The 13,373-nt window shown below is 38.4% G+C and carries 17 protein-coding genes; 15 read left to right on the top strand and 2 right to left on the bottom strand.

Going from position 1 to position 13,373, the window contains the following annotated elements:
- Positions 1-4 precede the first annotated feature (4 nt).
- The 13 genes from aroA (at position 5) to ACFX4N_RS16005 (ending at position 9,534) form a co-directional block, all read left to right on the top strand.
- Positions 5-1,294, top strand: a complete 1,290-nt coding sequence (aroA, locus tag ACFX4N_RS16065; protein WP_029320453.1) for a 3-phosphoshikimate 1-carboxyvinyltransferase — start codon at positions 5-7, stop codon at positions 1,292-1,294.
- 333 nt (positions 1,295-1,627) lie between these two features.
- Positions 1,628-2,890, top strand: coding sequence for a tetratricopeptide repeat protein (locus tag ACFX4N_RS16060; protein WP_199866381.1), 1,263 nt, complete (start codon positions 1,628-1,630; stop codon positions 2,888-2,890).
- A 97-nt stretch (positions 2,891-2,987) separates the two neighbouring features.
- Entirely contained in the window at positions 2,988-3,533 is a 546-nt protein-coding gene (locus ACFX4N_RS16055; protein WP_013058996.1) for a ReoY family proteolytic degradation factor, read from the top strand.
- A gap of 138 nt (positions 3,534-3,671) precedes the next feature.
- The gene (locus ACFX4N_RS16050; RefSeq protein ID WP_257128613.1) at positions 3,672-4,109 is read left to right on the top strand and encodes a YpiF family protein; all 438 of its coding nucleotides are present in this window, start codon (positions 3,672-3,674) and stop codon (positions 4,107-4,109) included.
- 204 nt (positions 4,110-4,313) lie between these two features.
- Positions 4,314-4,814: a QcrA and Rieske domain-containing protein gene (locus ACFX4N_RS16045; protein WP_013058993.1), complete on the top strand. Its 501-nt coding sequence runs from the start codon at positions 4,314-4,316 to the stop codon at positions 4,812-4,814.
- Between the two features lie 3 nt (positions 4,815-4,817).
- Positions 4,818-5,492, top strand: coding sequence for a menaquinol-cytochrome c reductase cytochrome b subunit (gene qcrB / locus ACFX4N_RS16040; RefSeq protein WP_013058992.1), 675 nt, complete (start codon positions 4,818-4,820; stop codon positions 5,490-5,492).
- Between the two features lie 110 nt (positions 5,493-5,602).
- Positions 5,603-6,370, top strand: coding sequence for a menaquinol-cytochrome c reductase cytochrome b/c subunit (locus ACFX4N_RS16035; RefSeq protein WP_013058991.1), 768 nt, complete (start codon positions 5,603-5,605; stop codon positions 6,368-6,370).
- A gap of 135 nt (positions 6,371-6,505) precedes the next feature.
- Entirely contained in the window at positions 6,506-7,093 is a 588-nt protein-coding gene (gene lhaT / locus ACFX4N_RS16030; protein WP_013058990.1) for a lipoprotein heptaprenylglyceryl N-acetyltransferase LhaT, read from the top strand.
- A gap of 82 nt (positions 7,094-7,175) precedes the next feature.
- Positions 7,176-7,586, top strand: a complete 411-nt coding sequence (gene ylbD, locus ACFX4N_RS16025) for a YlbD family protein (protein WP_013058989.1) — start codon at positions 7,176-7,178, stop codon at positions 7,584-7,586.
- A gap of 5 nt (positions 7,587-7,591) precedes the next feature.
- Positions 7,592-7,828, top strand: coding sequence for a YlbE-like family protein (locus ACFX4N_RS16020; RefSeq protein ID WP_013058988.1), 237 nt, complete (start codon positions 7,592-7,594; stop codon positions 7,826-7,828).
- A 99-nt stretch (positions 7,829-7,927) separates the two neighbouring features.
- Complete coding sequence (locus tag ACFX4N_RS16015; protein WP_192100014.1) at positions 7,928-8,314, top strand: carbohydrate-binding protein; 387 nt, start codon at positions 7,928-7,930, stop codon at positions 8,312-8,314.
- Positions 8,315-8,414: 100 nt separating this feature from the next.
- A complete protein-coding gene (locus tag ACFX4N_RS16010) occupies positions 8,415-8,861 on the top strand; it encodes a YlbF/YmcA family competence regulator (RefSeq protein WP_013058986.1) in 447 nt (148 codons plus the stop codon).
- A gap of 397 nt (positions 8,862-9,258) precedes the next feature.
- On the top strand, positions 9,259-9,534 hold the full coding sequence (locus ACFX4N_RS16005) for a YlbG family protein (protein ID WP_013058985.1): 276 nt from the start codon (positions 9,259-9,261) through the stop codon (positions 9,532-9,534).
- A 74-nt stretch (positions 9,535-9,608) separates the two neighbouring features.
- Here ACFX4N_RS16005 and ACFX4N_RS16000 read toward each other — a convergent pair whose 3' ends face one another.
- Positions 9,609-9,995 carry a DUF7147 family protein gene (locus ACFX4N_RS16000; RefSeq protein ID WP_014458362.1) on the bottom strand — a complete coding sequence of 129 codons (387 nt, stop codon included), beginning with the start codon at positions 9,993-9,995 and terminating at the stop codon, positions 9,609-9,611.
- A 612-nt stretch (positions 9,996-10,607) separates the two neighbouring features.
- Between ACFX4N_RS16000 and rsmD the strand changes: the two genes are divergently transcribed.
- Positions 10,608-11,177, top strand: a complete 570-nt coding sequence (gene rsmD / locus ACFX4N_RS15995) for a 16S rRNA (guanine(966)-N(2))-methyltransferase RsmD (protein WP_013058983.1) — start codon at positions 10,608-10,610, stop codon at positions 11,175-11,177.
- Between the two features lie 35 nt (positions 11,178-11,212).
- A complete protein-coding gene (gene coaD / locus ACFX4N_RS15990; protein ID WP_013058982.1) occupies positions 11,213-11,707 on the top strand; it encodes a pantetheine-phosphate adenylyltransferase in 495 nt (164 codons plus the stop codon).
- A 59-nt stretch (positions 11,708-11,766) separates the two neighbouring features.
- Here coaD and ylbJ read toward each other — a convergent pair whose 3' ends face one another.
- On the bottom strand, positions 11,767-12,975 hold the full coding sequence (gene ylbJ, locus ACFX4N_RS15985) for a sporulation integral membrane protein YlbJ (RefSeq protein WP_014458363.1): 1,209 nt from the start codon (positions 12,973-12,975) through the stop codon (positions 11,767-11,769).
- Positions 12,976-13,373: the final 398 nt, after the last annotated feature.

The following is a 13,373-nucleotide window of genomic DNA, read 5'->3' as shown; positions in this document are numbered from 1 at the left end:
TGAAATGAGTGGAAAACAATTAAAAACTAATCTTTCATCTCTCCAAGGAGAAATTTCTATTCCTGGAGATAAATCGATTTCTCACAGAGCTGTGATGTTCGGAGCGATGGCAGAAGGGAAAACAACGATTAATCATTTTTTAGCAGGGGAAGATTGCTTAAGTACGATTTCGTGTTTTGAAAAGATGGGCGTATCGATTAAAAGAGAAGGCGAGTATGTCGAAGTGGAAGGTAAAGGTATCGAAGGGTTAAGTGAACCTACTTCCATCCTAGATGTAGGAAATTCAGGAACGACTACTCGTTTAATGCTTGGGATTCTTGCAGGTGTGCCATTTCATACATCTCTAATTGGAGATGAGTCGATTGCCAAGCGTCCTATGAGCCGCGTTACGGTGCCCCTGCGCTCTATGGGTGCAAAGATTGATGGGCGTGAACACGGCCAATATACGCCTTTATCCACTCGAGGAGGAGCTTTAAAAGCAATTCATTACCATTCTCCTGTAGCAAGTGCACAAGTAAAATCAGCGATTTTACTAGCGGGACTTCATGCGGAAGGCACAACAAAAGTAACCGAGCCTTTTACATCACGGGACCATACAGAGCGTATGCTTCGCGCCTTTGGAGTAGACGTAGAGGTAGATGGAACGACTGTAAGCATTGAAGGAGGACAATCTCTGCGCGGAACGGATGTATACGTACCTGGTGACATTTCTTCAGCCGCGTTCTTTCTTGTTGCAGGAGCCATTGTTCCAAACAGCCGAATCGTTTTGAAAAACGTCGGACTCAATCCTACAAGAACAGGTATTATTGATGTGCTTCAGCAAATGGGAGCACGCCTTACAATTTCTAATGAACGTATTCAAAATGGAGAGCCTATTGGCGATTTGACGATTGAAACGTCTCAGTTGAAAGGGATTGAAATTGGGGGGGATTTAATTCCTCGTTTAATTGATGAAATTCCAGTGATCGCTCTTTTGGCGACTCAGGCGAATGGGAAAACAGTTATTAAAGATGCCGAAGAATTAAAAGTAAAAGAAACGAACCGTATCGATACGGTTGCAACGGAGTTAAGCAAGCTCGGTGCCTCTGTTACTCCAACAGCTGATGGCCTCATCATTGAAGGCAAGACGGCCCTACAAAGCGGTGAAGTAGACAGCTATGGAGATCATCGAATTGGAATGATGCTTGCGGTCGCAGCAGCCATTGCAACGGGAGAGGTAACACTAATGAGAAGTGAAGCTATTCACGTATCCTATCCTACTTTCTTTGAAGATCTTGATAAACTAAGCGAATAAGAAAGAGGCTGGAACAAACGCATTTTGGTTGAAGGAAAATCCGAACGATGAATTGATATTCTTGATAGAGAATCAAACTCGTTCGGATTTTTATTGTTAGGGTGAACGTAGGTCTCATGTATGTAGGTGCTTCTAGCTGTTGATTAATGTAGTCATGCCTCAATCTCGTTTTTATTCGAAAATGTAAGCGTGTTCAAATTGATTTGTTGAACAAACGCTCAAACTATTTTATCATGGTGTATAGAAGCATGAGTTCTTGCTTCGGTTTGGAAAAAATAGAAAATTAATTCGTTTTATTTGTATATAAAAAGTGAATGTAATAATAAAGGAGAATTGTGTGTGAAAGAACTAGACCGCGCGATAGGTTACGTAGAATCCAATGAAATTGAAAAAGGTCTTGCCCTTATTCATGAATTGAAAGATAAAGCTACAGACGAAGAAAAATTTTTAATGGCTGAACAGCTTCAGGAGTGGGGACTAGTAAATGATGCGCTGCCTTTAATAGACGAGCTCATCGCTAAATACCCAGAAGAAGGCGAGCTGTATTTATTAAAAGCTGAAATGCTTATCGATTTAGAAGAAGAAGAAGAAGCAATTCATATTTTAAATCAAATTAGTAGCGAAGATGATAACTACGTGCCAGCTCTGCTTCTTGTAGCTGACTTATATCAAATGCAAGGCCTTAGTGAAGTAAGTGAGAAAAAGTTAATGGAAGCGAAAAAAATGCTTCCAAATGAGCCGGTTATAGATTTTGGGCTCGGTGAATTTTACAGCAGTCAAGGAATTTATCAAAAGGCGATTCCTTTTTATCAAACGCTGCTAAAAACAGAAAAAGAATTTAACGGCACGGATCTTCGTCAGCGATTAGCTGAAAGTTTAGCGGGTATCGGCCAGTTCGAAGAAGCGCTTCCTTACTTTGATCAAGCGCTAAAAGATAAGCTTGAGATTAACACACTATTTGAATATGCGATTTCAGCGTATCAAGCAGGTCATTATCAGACCGCTATTGAAAAGTTCACAGAACTAAAAGAGCTAGATCGTGAGTACCATTCTCTTTATTTATATTTAGCAAAATCATATGAACATGAAGAGATGCTAGAAGAGGCTGCGGTGGCTGTCAACGAAGGTATTGCCCAGGATGAATTTCAAAAAGAACTTTACTTTTTTAAAGGGAAGATAGCATTAAAGCGCGGTCTAGAAGAAGAGGCTGAATCGGCATTTCAACAAGCGATTGCACTAGATCCAGGGTACATTGAAGCCATTTTAACTCTCTCTAAACTTTATATGAGTCAAGAGAGATATGAAGATGTAGTAGAGAATATCGAGCACGCCAAAGAATATAATGAGCATGACCCTCATTTTGAATGGGATTTAGCAAAAGCTCACCAGGAATTAGAAAATTATGAAGAAGCGCTAAAATACTACGAATCTGCATACACTGTTTTTAAAGAAGAGTATGCGTTTTTAGAAGAGTATGGCTACTTCTTATTAGAAGAAGGACAGCGCTCGAAAGCGAAGGGGATTTTCCAAGCCTTATTAGCAATGGATCCAACAGTAGATGAAATTCAAGACATATTATTTCAATTAGAAGAATAAATAATAGTTCAGAGGATTTTATTGCTGCCGTGTGGAATAAATAACTGTAAAAGGTGTTTTAACTGAGAGTTTAAACACAGAGGAGGGAAGTGAGAATATGACGACCCCTGTTACTGTCAACGAGAAAAAAGAATTTGTTCGCTGGTTTTTAACGAATTATCAGCTGAAGCGAAGAGAATGTGTATGGATTTTAAATTATTTGATGAGCCATGATCAATTGATGAAACGAGTTCACTTCGTTGAGCAAGCACAGTTTTGTCCTCGCGGGATGGTGATGTCTACGCACTGTGTGGAAGACCCTCCATTTCGTTTTTATAAAGAAAATATCATGACAACCGATGCAGAAAAATCATTTCATGATATTCGTTTGAATCGAGAAGAAGACATTTATATTCAATTAAACTTCCGATCGTTGTATTCATCGCCTCAATATGTGGCTGTACTGGAAGACAATCCGTATATGCCAAAAGCTAATCAAACAAATGAAAAAGACAGAGTATTAGCTGAGCAAATATTGGAAGAATCTATTCAGAAGTTTCAGCGATCAAAAATCATGGAACTAATTGATAAAGCATTAGATGAAAACGATAAAGAGGAATTTCAGCGCTTAAGCGAATATTTAAATAACCATTATGTACAGTAGATAAACGAGGGATTGGCTAGCTTCTTAGAAAAAGGTCAATCTCTTTTTTTATCTCCTTATTCATTTTGGAAAATAAATAAGACAAGCTTTAGCAGGCTTGCTGAGAGGAGAAGGAAGTTGAAGCTTCAGGCCAAGGAAATGGATGTGTATCTACAATCCAAAAGTTATGTTGATACCGTATTGGTTCCACTCATTCCGATTGATTTCGGAGAAGATTTAAAGCTTACTGCATCTATGAGTGAATATACGACTGCTCTTACTGAAGAGTTAGAGAGGCAATTTAAAGGAAGAGTGATTTTAACACCTAGTTTTACATACTTAAAAAAAGATGGAGTAGCTGCTGTTTATGAAACATTACTTCGTTGGAATGAGCATATAAATGACAATGAAGTCAAACATCTTTTTGTGCTTACTAGCGACCGAGACTGGCTGCAGTTTGAAAAAGAAATAGGGGCGTACTGCATTTGGATACCTGCTTTACCGCTTGAGCATATAGATGAGTCGCATAAGTATACGCTCATACATGAACAAGTTCAACAGCTCTTACCGATTTTTATAGAGAAATGGAGTGTTTAAAAAGACTGTAGAATAAGTAATGGAAGCGCAAACAAAATAATGACAAAAAATTTAGAAAAATAAAGATTATTTCCATGTTTTAGGTTTTTATTGTATTGACCTTCCAGAAATATTAATATATCATGATTATGTCCTAGTTTAATAGAATGGTCCATCATGTGTCCAAAATTCTCTGGACTGAACTTTTTTAAAGGGGGGAAAAGCATGGGTGATCGGGTATCAAGACGACAGTTTTTAAACTATACGCTCACTGGTGTAGGGGGATTCATGGCTGCTGGAATGTTAATGCCAATGGTGCGCTTTGCAGTAGATCCAATTTTAGAAAAAGAAGCGGGTCAGGATTTAGTAGCTGTAGCGCAGGTTAAAGACATTACAAAAGAGCCGAAACGTGTCGATTTTAAAATCAAGCAAGTGGATGCGTGGCATAAATCAGAAGAGCCAAGATCGGCTTGGGTGTACAAAACTGATAAAGGTGAAATCGTCGCGCTGTCACCAATTTGTAAGCATTTAGGCTGTACGGTTAACTGGGCTGGTGACAAAAACTATCCACACCGTTTCTACTGCCCTTGTCATGGGGGAATGTATGAAAAAAGCGGTAAAAATGTACCGGGGACACCACCGATGGGACCGTTAGATGTATACGTTCAAAAAGTAAAAGGCGGTACGTTATATCTAGGAAAAGCCAAACCACAAGGAGGGGCATAGAAAATGTTGAATAAAATCTATGACTGGGTGGATGAACGGCTAGATATTACTCCTTTATGGCGAGATGTGGCCGATCATGAAGTGCCAGAGCACGTAAATCCTGCACATCACTTTTCAGCATTTGTGTATTGTTTTGGTGGATTAACGTTTTTTGTTACCGTTATTCAAATTTTATCAGGCATGTTTTTAACCATGTATTATGTACCAGATATAAAAAATGCATGGGAATCCGTTTATTATTTGCAAAATGAAGTCGCTTTCGGACAAATTGTTCGAGGTATGCATCACTGGGGAGCAAGTTTGGTTATCGTCATGATGTTTTTACATACACTTCGTGTTTTCTTCCAAGGAGCATACAAAAAACCCCGCGAGTTAAACTGGATTGTGGGTGTGTTAATTTTCTTTGTTATGTTAGGTTTAGGTTTTACAGGTTATTTGTTGCCGTGGGATATGAAAGCGCTATTTGCAACGAAAGTAGGTTTGCAAATTGCTGAATCCACACCAATTATAGGCCAGCAAGTGAAGACATTACTCTCAGGACATCCAGACATCGTTGGTGCTCAAACACTAACTCGCTTTTTCGCCATTCACGTATTCTTTTTACCCGGAGCCCTACTTGGCTTAATGGGTGCCCACTTCTTAATGATTCGTAAACAAGGAATTTCAGGACCACTATAAAATTTTATACGCTTTATTCAAGTATTCAATCACACTAGTCATTATATGCATCAAGCACATACTCCGTTGTTAGTACTTTCACTAGAACAGTGAGAAAAAGGAGGGAGAACATGCATCGTGGTAAAGGGATGAAGTTTGTTGGAGATTCACGTGTTCCTGCAGAACGAAAACCCAATATTCCAAAAGATTACTCTGAATTTCCAGGGAAAACAGAAGCATTCTGGCCAAACTTTTTACTAAAAGAATGGATGGTAGGGGCAGTTTTTTTAATCGGTTATCTATGTTTAACCATCGCTCATCCGTCTCCTCTTGAACGTATTGCCGATCCGACTGATACGGGGTACTTGCCTCTTCCTGACTGGTATTTTTTGTTCCTATATCAATTGCTTAAATATTCATTTGCTTCTGGTCCATATAATATTATAGGTGCATTTATTATTCCAGGGATTGCATTTGGCGCATTAATGCTTGCTCCGTTCATTGATCGAGGACCAGAAAGAAGACCAGCTAAGAGGCCGTTTGCAACAGGATTCATGCTTTTGGCTATAGCAGCAGTCTTTTTCCTAACGTGGCAGTCAGCGACACAGGTGGATTGGAAAGCGCGTGAAGAGCAAGGGAAAATTAGAGAAGAAGTAGCGATTGACAAAAATTCAGAAGGCTACAAAATCATGCAAGAGCAAACGTGCTTGACCTGTCACGGTGATAATCTACAAGGAGGCCCTGCGGCTCCGGCTTTAACAGGAATTGATTTATCTCCTGAAGAAATCGCCAATATCGCAAAAAATGGTAAAGGCAATATGCCAAAAGGTGTTTTCAAAGGTTCAGATAAAGAATTGAAAACGCTCTCGGAATTTGTCGGCAACTTAGGGAAAGAATAGTGAAAATCAGCCAAAGGGCTGGTTTTTTTTTGAATTTATTTAATGCTGTGTTTTACATCAATGAGATAGGTGCTTGCTATTGTTCAAAAACTGTACATAATAAAGAAGAGATTAAATGTAAAGGAGACTTTCTAAATGGCTTGGTTATGGTATACCTTAAAAGATAAGCGTTTTTTAACGCTTTTGCTGATTGTGAATATACTAGGAACAATCTACGGATATATTTGGTATGGAAGTCAATTAGCGGAAACACCTAAGAAGTTTTTATTATTTGTGCCTGATAGTCCAACGGCAAGCTTGTTTTTTGTTATTGTACTTATCGGTCTTTTACTTGGAAAGCATTTCTCACTGTTTGAAGCTTTAGCAATGATCACGCTGTTTAAATACGGGATTTGGGCCGTCGTAATGAATGTATTGGTCTATGTGTTAACAGGATACATTGATTGGATGATGCTTATGTTAATGGCTTCTCATGCAGCAATGGCTTTTCAAGGGCTTTTGTACGTACCGTTTTACCGGATTAAATTATGGCATGTAGCTGTTGCCGCTGTATGGGCTGTACATAATGATATCATTGATTACGTTTTTTCTATGATGCCAAGATACAGCATGCTCAATGCGTATATGTCTGAAATTGGTTATTTTACATTTTGGCTAAGCATTTTATCTATTTTCATTACATACTGGTTCACAGTTCGTGCTTCTTCAAAAAAACAGCTATAAAAAATTTTTGAAATAGGCGCACGAAACGAGCTCTCTTTTTCTAAGATATAGTAGGCTATATTTAAGTATGAGGTGAGTGACTGTGAAGGAAACCAAACGAGAGCTTCATCCGTCCGTTGTGGAATTTAAACAATTTGTAAAATCACATCCCAAATTAGTAGAACAGGTTCGAAAGCAGCAAAAAACGTGGAAAGAGCTTTATGAAGATTGGTATTTATTCGGTGCAGAAGATCCAATGTGGGAGGCATATCGTTCAGAAGAAAGTGCAAAGGCTGAACCAGCTGCTGCAACAGAGGAGAAAAAAGATATTATGGGTACAATTGTATCCTCACTGAAAAACATGGACTTGAATCAAATGCAAAATCATATCACAAATGTAAATTCAGCTATTTCCAATATTCAACAAGTACTGCAGCAATTTCAGCCATCTAAGCCATCCGGTGGAGGAGCAGCTTCCGGGCCAGGGAATCCATTTGGCTTTAGGAAAGATTAAACGCAATGAGAAAAGATATATACGAGTATATGCAGTCTCGTCCTAAACTCAACGACTTCGTTCGTGAACAGCCAATGTGGTACCGGCGTTTATCTAGAAATCCTGAAGAACTGGAGAAATTTGAATTAGAATCCAAGCACTACTACAAACAAACGATTCCTCATAAAGTCGAAAAGTTTTCGAATTCGATTCAAATGGCAAACATGATGTTTCATATGTTTCAGTCCATGAAAAATCAATGATCTCTGCATACATAGCGATGCAGAGATTTTTGCACGTCATGAGTAAAAACAAAGAGTTTGTAAACACTATGGAGAAACGAATGATAAAGGAATGGTATTATGCGCTTACTATTAACGACGGCCTTATGTGTAGTTTCTCTGCTAGGATGCAACCATGATAAACCAAAACCTGAAACTAAAATTTCCTCTCAACTGCGGGCAGCTGAGACGTTTGGTGCAATGAATACAAAACCTTCACTGATGGTACACCAGCATGTGAAAGGACAAAACGTATACGTCGAATGTATTCTAAGCGGGTTTTCATTTTCAACAGAGAGTGGATTCCTTCAAATCAAAGTAGATGGAAAACCATTTAAAGAAATGAAGCAAGCAGCCTTTGTTTTAAGTGATCTTCCAAAAGGATCTCATACTGTTACGATTGAACTGATGAAATCTAAAGAAGAAAGTTATCAAGTGAGGAATACCTTTACGGTTGAAATTATATAGTTAAAAAGTAGAACTTGTAGTAAATCAGTGTAAGCTGTTTTAGCAAGTTCTTTTTCTTTAGATCCAAAACGTGATAAGATAAAAACGGAGGTGCACAGCCATGCTGACAACAATGAGAACTGTTGAATTACTCGATGAGTCTGATCACGTAGCGAACATGGTGTTACAATCAGACGTAGCCGAGAACTATCGTCAATGTTTATATAGATTAAATAAAGATTCACATGCACAGGCATTAATTGCTGAATTTGTGAAAATAAAGGAACAGTATGAGGATGTTCAGCGATTTGGAAAATATCATCCTGATTATAAAACCATTACGAGACAAGTACGTGATGTAAAGCGTGAAGTTGATTTACACGCGACAATCGCTGCGTTCAAAAAAGCAGAAAATGAATTACAAAAGCTGCTTGATGAAATTAGCGTTATCCTTGGTCAAGCTGTTTCAGAGCACGTGAAAGTACCGACGGGAAATCCGTTTTTTGATACGGGAAGCAGCTGCGGCGGTGGCTGCGGATCTGGTGGAAGCTGTGGGTGCAGCGCATAAGCCGTTCACTGTATAAATCGAACGCAATCAGCACAGGAATTTCCGCAGCAGGCCATTTTACGCTGTGGAACGTAAAACCTGTGCTGATAGACATAAGTAAGATGCTGACTTCTGACAAAAGTCGAGCGCCACGTAGCATTTGTATTGGATGTAGCAAAAATAGATGAAGCTTCTAGAAGCTCATCTATTTTTCTACGCTTAATTGATGTGTTTATATACAAAAAGGGTATATTTGTGATTTTTTTGAAAATGACTTGTTCAATAGCTCTCTGCTCGTTAAAATGAGTAAGAAAGAGCATCCAGATATCATCTAAATTCATACATAAAGCACCTACTTCATATAAAAGAATTTATGATAAAGAAAACCAATATAACGTATGCAAAAGGGGAACTAAATATGTTTGTTGAACGTCAAGGAATTGTGGCGTATGTGCATTCTGTCAAGCAAGCAAAAGCATTGCGAAAGTACGGAAATGTACATTACGTATCTAAAGAATTAAAGTATGTTGTCTTATATTGCAACCAAGATGGCATTGAAAAAACAATCCATAAACTTCAGTCTCTACCTTTTGTGAAGAAAGTAGATCCTTCTTATCGGCCGTTTTTAAAAACAGAATTTGAAAATTCAAAGCCGGATAAGGCGAAGGAATATGACTATAAGATAGGAATTTAAACAAAAAAGGAATGTGATGTACATTCCTTTTTTTATTTTACTTGCCCTTAGTAAACGAATAGGCAGGGATGAGATTATTGCATTGGCGGAATAAAGCGGTTCATTCGCAAAATGCCAATAAGGTGCTGATAGTATAGTGCTGTTTCTGGAAATGTAGTAGATGGTTTGACATCGAGTACCACAATTTCTTTTCCCGCTTCCTCAGCAGCTTGTTTAAATAACTCAACGCGCTTGCTGTCGTTTTGTTTTAAAACAATTCCTTCTCGGCAAACGTAAAGCGGTTGGAAATTCCCTTCAGCTGTTGGATGCAAGACAGCGACAAAAGAAGCTACTTGTCGATCTTCTTTTACTGTTCGCAGCATAATAAGATGAGCAAGACGGTGTTTGTTGCTTTTGACAATCTCTAACAGCTCATAAATATCTGAATACCCTTCTCCGAGCTCAATAAAACGCTGAATCATATGTATTTCCCCCTTTATGTATTAAAAAAGCAAACTCACGTAGTTTAATGTATCACTGAATATTTTAAGAGTAAATAAAAAAATCCCTACAACTACTCATTGTAGGGCCCTTCAATAAAGGGGTGTAATCACCTCTGCGATTACAAGCACCTTGATGAAGGCAAAGGGAGAGGAGAAACCGGAGGAAGAACTTATGGGGAAACGTAAGTCTTCTCCGCGGTTGGCAACAACATCGGTTAGATGATGTTGTTACTAGTAAGTATGTCCGTTTTAAACGTTCATATACCTGTCTTGTGAAATTCACTTTTTAATACATAAAAGACTGATAACATGACAGAGAAAAAGGGTAAATTTACGTTTATTATGACATATTAAAGTAAAGGAATTCTTCTGTGAACGAAATGCCGAATGATCTTCATAGGTGTATCTTTTAGAAAAGAATCAGTGTATCTAAGGACACGGTCGTAAAAGTCCAGCATAAAAGCAAGCTGCTGGGTTATTGCACAGAATGTATACAGCATTGAATAAATTGAGGATTTTTGCTAGTCTTTGTAATTCAAAATATGTTAGGATAATGAAGAATAAGGAAGTAAAAGTAAGGTAGTGATAAGGATGAGAGTAGTAGCAGGTTTATATAAAGGCCATGCGTTAAAGGCGGTTCCAGGATACTCAACCCGCCCTACAACAGATAAGGTGAAAGAAGCTATTTTTAATATGATTGGACCGTTTTTTGAAGGTGGAACAGCTCTTGATTTGTTCGGTGGAAGCGGTGGCTTGGGAATTGAAGCTCTAAGCCGAGGAATAGATAAAGTCATTTTTGTGGATCGGGATGGCAAAGCGATTCAGACGATTAAAGCAAACTTAGCATCTTGCCGGTTAGAAGACCGCGCTGAAGTGTATCGAAATGATGCAGAACGCGCACTGAAAGCGATAAAGAAAAGGGAGCTGACTGTCGATTTACTTTTGCTTGATCCACCGTATAAAGCACAAAAGTTGAAAGCGCTTATCGAAACGGTAAGTGAAGAAAACCTTCTGGCAAAAACAGGAATTATTGTAGCGGAGCATTCTCATGATGTACAGTTAGATAATGAGATTGGTTTATTTGAAAAAATAAAAAGCGAAACGTACGGTATCATTGGTGTTTCTATTTATACATACAAAAAAGAAGAATCAGTTGACTAAATCAATGAGCTGTTAGATGTAGAAAGGGGATACGTATGGGCAGTATAGCTGTTTGTCCAGGAAGCTTTGATCCAGTTACAAATGGGCATTTTGATATTATTAAACGAGGCGCAAATGTATTTGATACGATTTATGTGGTTGTTTTAAATAACTCTTCAAAAAGTCCTCTATTTACAGGGGAAGAGCGAGTAGCTTTGCTGAAAGAAGTAACAAAATCACTTCCTAATGTGGTAGTAGAGTCGTACAGCGGATTATTAATGGAATATGCAAAAGAAAAGCAGGCAAAAACCATTTTAAGAGGTTTGCGTGCAGTATCGGATTTTGAGTACGAAATGCAAATCACATCTGTAAATCGCGTATTAGATAAAGAAATCGAAACGTTATTTATGATGACAAATAATCAATACTCGTTTTTAAGTTCTAGTATTGTAAAAGAAGTAGCTAAATATGGCGGGAATATTTCTGAATTAGTTCCTCCCCCTGTTAGAGAAGCGCTTGCGGAAAAATTTGAACAGCTGTCTCAAAAATAAGATAAAAAAGAACGTGACGTTTTCTTTGCCGATAAGAAAACGTCACGTTCTTTTTTTTACTAGGAACGATGAAGAAACGTTCGTTTTGAATATATATAAATATAGCAGCACAGCGTAAAAATCGTTAAGAGCGGACCGTACACGTTTAGCCACTGCGATAGAATCGTAACGGACTCCAAGTGAGAAAAAACCGGCAGTGCTCCTTCAGATGCTTGAAAAGTAGTAATGGATTCTCGAAGAGGACCCCATAGAAAGATAGTGAATACTACCGCAAAACAGCCGTGAAAAATGCGTGCAATAAAAAATGGGAAAAATCGAATATCTGTTTCGGCGAGTATGCTAGCCACTTGTGCTTGAACGGAGAAACCGCTGAAGCCTAATACAAAGCTAACGATGATAATTTGATGAAACAGCAGCGTGTCTGGAGCTTCGCTTGCTAGACGGCTTCCTAGTGTGATTTCAAAAAGCCCTGAAATAAAGGGAAGGCTCAGTTCAGTCCCTATATGACACAGGGAAAATAAATAAGCTAGACCGCTGCTTAAAACGGCCGTGATATGAGTAACATATAAAAGTTTGTTTAATACAGAAAATAAAATGATAAAACCGCCAATCATTAAGAGAGATTGAACAGCAGAAGTAACCGCATCTCCTAGAAGCTTCCCGATAGGACGCTTATCTTTTAAACGCGTTTTATGCATTTCATGAAAAGCTAACGATAAAGAAGGTTTTTGAGTTACTTGTCCTTTCGGTTTTGCTGATCCATAAAAACGCATCACCAGCCCTACACAAATATTCCCTATGTAATGAGAGAGAGCTAATATGATACCGACAGCTGGATTGTGAAAAAAGCCAACTGCCACAGCTCCAAAAATAAAAATAGGGTTAGATGAGTTAGTAAATGATACGAGTCTTTCAGCTTCGATAGCTGTTAGCTGCTTTTCTTGACGCAGCCGGGAAGTGATTTTTGCACCTGAAGGAAACCCAGAAGCCATGCCCATTGCTAAAGCAAAACCCCCTACTCCAGGTACTCGGAATAAAGGCCTCATAAACGGCTCTAATAAGATCCCAATGAACTTCACTACGCCAAACCCAATAAGCATTTCTGAAACAATAAAAAAGGGCAGCAGAGAAGGAAAGACGACCTTCCACCATGTGTTGAGACCTCTTACTGAACCTTCTAGCGCTTCTTTTGGATATACAATAAGCGCAATAGCGAGAAGCGTTACGCTCGTCCCGAGCAGAAGTGTTTTCACCATTGATTTATTCAACGAACGATTCATCTCCTTTTCTAAGCTCACGTCATCTTGATATGAATGAAATGAGGAGTTTTAGGCAAATGTACAAGTTCTTCTATATATCAATATACGAAGCTATGCATCGACTTTATGCCTATGAGTAAGGAGAAAATAAATTCATATTGAATAAAAAGGCGTCTTGTCACATTTGGAAATACAATTCATATACATAAATCAATGCACTTCTAGGATAGTCAAGGAGTAAAAAAACGTATACGCAGCAAGCGAAGAGTAAGAATTTCTTAAAACAACCTTCAGTATAGTATAATGCTTAATAACCACCGTGTATTGAGCAAAACATATCTTTAGCTTCATACTAAATGAACAAATAGAAAATGAAGAATAGTCCTACCGAATACAGGGCAACAATG

It is taken from the genome of Priestia sp. YIM B13551, from assembly GCF_042787905.1.
Taxonomy (GTDB): domain Bacteria; phylum Bacillota; class Bacilli; order Bacillales; family Bacillaceae_H; genus Priestia.
This window is presented reverse-complemented; position numbering and strand designations above follow the sequence as displayed.

What these genes read in the sequence shown, in the direction of transcription:
- ACFX4N_RS16020 (WP_013058988.1), top strand. Translation starts at nt 7,592, where the DNA reads ATGAGAAAAGATATATACGAGTATATGCAGTCTCGTCCTAAACTCAAC.
- rsmD (WP_013058983.1), top strand. Translation starts at nt 10,608, where the DNA reads ATGAGAGTAGTAGCAGGTTTATATAAAGGCCATGCGTTAAAGGCGGTT.
- lhaT (WP_013058990.1), top strand. Translation starts at nt 6,506, where the DNA reads ATGGCTTGGTTATGGTATACCTTAAAAGATAAGCGTTTTTTAACGCTT.
- ACFX4N_RS16035 (WP_013058991.1), top strand. Translation starts at nt 5,603, where the DNA reads ATGCATCGTGGTAAAGGGATGAAGTTTGTTGGAGATTCACGTGTTCCT.
- ACFX4N_RS16055 (WP_013058996.1), top strand. Translation starts at nt 2,988, where the DNA reads ATGACGACCCCTGTTACTGTCAACGAGAAAAAAGAATTTGTTCGCTGG.
- ACFX4N_RS16010 (WP_013058986.1), top strand. Translation starts at nt 8,415, where the DNA reads ATGCTGACAACAATGAGAACTGTTGAATTACTCGATGAGTCTGATCAC.
- ACFX4N_RS16005 (WP_013058985.1), top strand. Translation starts at nt 9,259, where the DNA reads ATGTTTGTTGAACGTCAAGGAATTGTGGCGTATGTGCATTCTGTCAAG.
- ACFX4N_RS16015 (WP_192100014.1), top strand. Translation starts at nt 7,928, where the DNA reads ATGCGCTTACTATTAACGACGGCCTTATGTGTAGTTTCTCTGCTAGGA.
- ACFX4N_RS16000 (WP_014458362.1), bottom strand. Translation starts at nt 9,995, where the DNA reads ATGATTCAGCGTTTTATTGAGCTCGGAGAAGGGTATTCAGATATTTAT.
- ACFX4N_RS16050 (WP_257128613.1), top strand. Translation starts at nt 3,672, where the DNA reads ATGGATGTGTATCTACAATCCAAAAGTTATGTTGATACCGTATTGGTT.
- coaD (WP_013058982.1), top strand. Translation starts at nt 11,213, where the DNA reads ATGGGCAGTATAGCTGTTTGTCCAGGAAGCTTTGATCCAGTTACAAAT.
- qcrB (WP_013058992.1), top strand. Translation starts at nt 4,818, where the DNA reads ATGTTGAATAAAATCTATGACTGGGTGGATGAACGGCTAGATATTACT.
- ACFX4N_RS16045 (WP_013058993.1), top strand. Translation starts at nt 4,314, where the DNA reads ATGGGTGATCGGGTATCAAGACGACAGTTTTTAAACTATACGCTCACT.
- aroA (WP_029320453.1), top strand. Translation starts at nt 5, where the DNA reads ATGAGTGGAAAACAATTAAAAACTAATCTTTCATCTCTCCAAGGAGAA.